Source organism: Porphyromonas sp. COT-290 OH860, from assembly GCF_000768935.1.
GTDB lineage: Bacteria > Bacteroidota > Bacteroidia > Bacteroidales > Porphyromonadaceae > Porphyromonas.
Map to the genome: position 1 here is coordinate 1 of NZ_JRAR01000014.1, position 5140 is coordinate 5140.

Consider the following 5140-nt stretch of genomic DNA (forward strand, 5'->3'; position numbering starts at 1 on the left):
GGGGGATAGTATTCAAGGCTCCCAAAGCCGCTCAAACACTCAAAAAACATCGAGAAAGATACAAGAAACTTTGAGCGGCGCATTGCGCAATAGTCTCAGAAAGAACTGAGGCGACGAAGGGATTCATTGTGCAATGGTCTCTTTTAACGATGTCGTAACGTAGCACAAGCTCAGCTAGAACCAGCTTAAGTTCTTGATTCTGAAAGCGAAGTTCTTGAACCTCAGAACTTGTCGCCTCGCGCAATATATCCCCCTCGAGACGTGCCTTGCCGGCTTCTATAAACTCCTTATTCCACTTGTAGTAGGTGCTATCACTGATGCCGTATTTGCGGCATAGCTCTGCCACGCTAAGTTCCCCACGAATCCCCTCCATAACGATAAGCACTTTTTGTTCTGAGCTGAAGATGCGCTTCGTGTTACGACGAATGTCATTGAGTAGTGACTCTGAGCTAGTAGATTTAGCCCGTTTACCCTTCTTTGTCTCTGTTGCCATAATCTCTGTTCTTTGTTCTCTAAAGTTACACGCAATTCACCAACTAATTCGGATCCCTAGCAGTGCACTTTTGTTTGACAACATACATGGTTTCCATCACAGATCATCATTCCAACTGCCATCTATCAACCTTCTCTCTTCTCTCAAAAATACTTTGGAGCAAGGTTTGCTCTATGTGGAGATAAGTTTGCTCTACATAAATCAAGCCTATCTCCACATAGAGCAAACCTTGCTCCAAACTTTTTCTCTAGGCCGATACCTCTCTCTACCCTAGCCCTAGGCAGAGTAACTACAAACCATTTGGCAGATATGCGAGCACAAGCACTCTCGATAGGCTTATGGTAACATACACCACTGAGCTACAAGTAGCCCCCTAAACGAGAGAGCAAACTTACATAACACATCGCCCCACATTTTAACATCAAAAAAATGTTATATAAAATAGAACACATTCATTTTCAAACAGTATAAATTACAAACTTTATACATAACTTTGCTGGCGAGAGATTGAAAACATCGTTTTACCTCAACAGAAAGAATTATGATACGTACTCTGCTACTCAAGGTGATGCTACTACTCACCCTCTACACTATTCCCTGCATATCTTCGGCGCAAGCCTCGAGAAACCTCTTCGCAGGGCAAACTTATCTCAGAGTAAAGCCTCTGGCCTATCTATGGGGAGTGCACCTCGGGCTAGAGCATACAACCAACGACAAGATGAGTGTAGTGGGAGATCTAAACTTCCACGGACTATACTTGGGGCTCCCCAACGTGTCACTCTCGACGGAGCTACGCTGGTATATGTTCGGCAATCCTAGGACTGGCATATACTCCAGCCTAAGGACTGTAGCTGGATACTTCTGGGATACACCTGCCGTAGAGCAACGCCCTTTTTATGCAGGCGGAGGCATAGGCATAGGAGCGGTAGGCCAACTTAGTAGTCGTGTAGGGATATGGATCGATTTAGGCCTAAAATATGCCCCTCCATTTGGCCCAAAAGTCAAGAAAGAGCTCCGAGATGGTATGACTGGCTATCTATATTTCGGCTTCATTAGCCCAGCGTCTGTTATAGACCCATCAATTGGTATATCCATTCAGATATAGATAGTACAGTCAGAAGTCGCTATTTTTGTAGTTAGTAAGGAGGCACTGCCGAGCTTCGGTTAGGTACAGCATCCTGTTAAGGCGCATCACAAAGCGTCAAATATAAGGATTGTGCGTACCGAGGGCAGAGCAGAGTTTGCTAGAGTTGTGCGGAGCAAGTGGTTATGCTCTAGAGGGAGCCAAACACAAGGCTGATGGTGAAGCCTATACAGAGCGAGTGTATCGCCAATAGCTCCCAAATTGGGGCGTTATGGCACACCGTCATTCATTGATATTTGAGATAGGAGGAAGAGATATGGCAAGGAGAACTCAAAGAGAACTGAGCGCCGACATTCGTAGAGCGATGTCGGAGATAGTCCTAGAGCAAGGTGTGGCTGGGATTACGCTCAAAGAAGTCGCAAGACGTACACGAAGCGACATCAATGTGCTGGTGCGTCGCTTCGGGACAGATGAGGCGGCGATTAGCTACTATACGAAACAGTTTGACTACTTCATCAACGAAGCCCTAGAGTTAGAAGGTGCAGATGAGCTAGAGCCTATCGAATTGTTCACCCGCCTAGCTACTCAATTTGAGAAAGCCCTACATCGCAATAAAGAAATGCAAGAGATCATGAAGTGGCAGCTGAGCATCGATTCGAAGATCACTCGAGAGAGCGCACGTAGACGAGAGCAAACATTGGCCCCCATTCTAGAGCGTTTCGTAGCACCCATATCGGACGAAGATATCGACCCGAGAGCCCTGCTTGGCATTCTTGTAGCAGGTATGTATTACTTAACTTTGAGGGAAGAGCGCTCTACTTTTTGTGGCATTGAGTTTCACACCAAAGCCGGTAGAGCTCTGCTGGTCGGGACTATGGTACGCATCACCTCGGCCTTCCTGAAGAATAGAGGACAAAACAACTAAATGGAATATCAACTGACCTCACGCTTCTCTCCTACCGGAGATCAGCCAGAGGCAATCAAACAGCTTGTCGAGGGCTTTGGCTCTGGGCTAAATTATCAGACCCTGCTGGGAGTTACGGGTTCGGGTAAGACCTTTACCGCAGCCAACGTGATTGCACGCTTAGGCAAGCCAACGCTTGTCCTAAGCCACAACAAAACGCTAGCAGCTCAGCTCTATGCCGAGTTCAAAGCATTCTTTCCCGACAATGCCGTCGAGTACTTCGTTTCCTACTACGACTATTATCAGCCCGAGGCCTATATTGCGCACTCCGATACGTATATTGAGAAGGATATGGCTATCAATGCAGAGATTGAGAAGTTGCGCCTACGCACCACTGCCTCTCTGCTCTCGGGTCGCAAAGATGTGATCGTCGTTTCGTCCGTGTCCTGCCTCTATGGTATGGCAGACCCATCGGCATTTGCCGAGAAAATTATACATCTGCGCCAAGGCCAGCGCTATGCCCAAGAGCAGTTCACACGAGATCTGGTAGGGAACTACTACGTTAATGACAAGGTAACGTTCGATAGTGGGTATTTCAGAGTCAAGGGAGATACCGTAGATGTCTTCCCCGCCGTAGAAGGATACAACGGTGTAGCCTATCGGATTACGTTTTGGGACGACGAGGTAGAACGTATTGCTTCTTTCGATCCTGTTTCGGGACGTGAATATGGCCCTATGACCAGCCTAGCAATACACCCAGCCAACCTATTCGTGACGACAGAGGATCAGGTCAAGCGTGCGCTAGATATGATGGCACTAGATCTCGGCGCTCGTATCCAAGAGCTAGAGGAGGTAGGCAAAGTCTACGAGGCCAAGCGTCTATACGAGCGTGTCACATACGACATGGAGATGATACGAGAGCTCGGATACTGCTCAGGGATTGAGAACTACTCTCGCTACTTCGATGGACGAAATGCAGGGGAGCGTCCATTCTGCCTACTAGACTACTTCCCTCAAGACTTCCTACTCATCATAGACGAGAGCCACGTCACAGTTCCTCAGATACGTGCTATGTATGGAGGCGACAAATCGCGTAAGCTAAACCTAGTAGAGTATGGCTTTCGCCTACCTGCCGCCATGGATAACCGTCCACTAACCTTCGAGGAATTTGCATCACTCACGCCAAGGACTCTCTACATCAGTGCTACGCCAGCCGAGTATGAGCTAGAGCAGAGCGAGGGCGTTATCGTCGAGCAGCTCATTCGCCCTACTGGCTTGCTAGACCCTCCCATTGAGGTGCGTCCAACCCTGCATCAAGTAGACGACCTAGAGGAGGAGATAGCCAAGGCTATTGCCCTAGATCAGCGTGTACTAGTTACTACGCTCACCAAACGTATGGCAGAGGAGCTTTCGGAGTATCTCATTCGTCACCAAATCGCTTGTAGCTATATCCATAGCGATGTGGATACGCTAGATCGCATACGTATCATGGAAGATTTGCGCAAGGGTGTGTACAAGGTACTGATTGGGGTTAATTTGCTCAGAGAGGGCTTGGACCTCCCAGAGGTTGCCTTGGTGGCGGTACTAGATGCAGACAAAGAGGGCTTCTTACGCTCGCACAGGTCGCTTACCCAGACGGCTGGTCGTGCCGCACGCAACGTCAATGGTCGTGTCATCTTCTATGCCGACAAAGTGACGGAGAGTATGCGACTAACCATTGAAGAAACTGCTCGTAGACGCCAAAAGCAGATTGCCTACAACGAGGCACACGGCATTACACCACAGCAAATCGTCAAAAACTCAGCATCTATCTGGAATAAGGAGGACGGCACAGGAGCTCTCGGCTACAGCGAGCCAGAGGCACCAGCAGTAGACCCAATTATCTCGGAGATGAATGCCGACAAGCTACGCAAGCTTGCCGAGCAAACCCGCAAACAAATGCTGGGGGCTGCCAAAGAACTGGACTTCATCGAGGCAGCTAGCCTACGCAACGAGCTACAACAGATAGAGTCACGTATCGCCGAACTAGAGCAGTAAGCCACCACCTCCCAAGCAACAGTCCAATCTACACATACGGACAGCAAACTGATATTGGAGGATTTTTCGCTTTTAGATTTGGTCGTTTCAAAATTCTTCTTACCTTTGCAGTCGAAAAGGAAATGACTTTCCTTGGAGAGATGGCAGAGTGGTCGATTGCGGCGGTCTTGAAAACCGTTGAACTGAGAGGTTCCGGGGGTTCGAATCCCTCTCTCTCCGCTTGAGGTACTCTGAACAAGAGTTCAGAAAACACCAACAAAACCTGTAAGTATTGTAACTTCAATGAGTTACGATACTTTTCTTTTATACCTACACATCTTCTCAGAGTACGTACAGAGGTCGCAAATACGCCCAAAATACTCTCAAATGGCTACAATCTGGTTACACTTTTTTGAGCCGATTGAAAATTGTAGCCAAGAGTACGTAGAGAGTTCGTTTAGAGTACGCATACATTGCTGTTATTCAAAGCATTATGAGATTATTGCGCAATGCGCCGCTCAAAGGTTCTTGTATCTTTCTCGGTATTTTTTGAGTGTTTGAGCCGCTTTGGGAGACTTGAATACTATCCCCCTATCCCCATCCCTGAGGGATATTTCCCTCAGGGATGGGGATTTTACGGTTA

4 protein-coding genes and 1 tRNA gene are annotated in these 5140 nt (G+C 47.8%); 4 read left to right on the forward strand and 1 reads right to left on the reverse strand.

The window, feature by feature from the left end; genetic code table 11:
* Positions 1–31: 31 nt before the first annotated feature.
* Positions 32–493, reverse strand: coding sequence for a transposase (locus tag HQ41_RS02185; RefSeq protein ID WP_081964726.1), 462 nt, complete (start codon positions 491–493; stop codon positions 32–34).
* A 541-nt stretch (positions 494–1034) separates the two neighbouring features.
* On the opposite strand from HQ41_RS02185, the gene HQ41_RS02190 reads away from it, so the two are divergent.
* The 4 genes from HQ41_RS02190 (at position 1035) to HQ41_RS02205 (ending at position 4737) form a co-directional block, all read left to right on the forward strand.
* Positions 1035–1598 (forward strand): hypothetical protein, encoded by a 564-nt coding sequence (locus HQ41_RS02190; RefSeq protein WP_044187299.1) that lies wholly within the window; start codon positions 1035–1037, stop codon positions 1596–1598.
* A 295-nt stretch (positions 1599–1893) separates the two neighbouring features.
* The gene (locus HQ41_RS02195) at positions 1894–2502 is read left to right on the forward strand and encodes a TetR/AcrR family transcriptional regulator (protein WP_152567308.1); all 609 of its coding nucleotides are present in this window, start codon (positions 1894–1896) and stop codon (positions 2500–2502) included.
* Positions 2503–4518, forward strand: coding sequence for an excinuclease ABC subunit UvrB (gene uvrB / locus HQ41_RS02200; protein WP_044187305.1), 2016 nt, complete (start codon positions 2503–2505; stop codon positions 4516–4518).
* Between the two features lie 134 nt (positions 4519–4652).
* Positions 4653–4737 (forward strand) — tRNA-Ser (locus tag HQ41_RS02205).
* Positions 4738–5140: the final 403 nt, after the last annotated feature.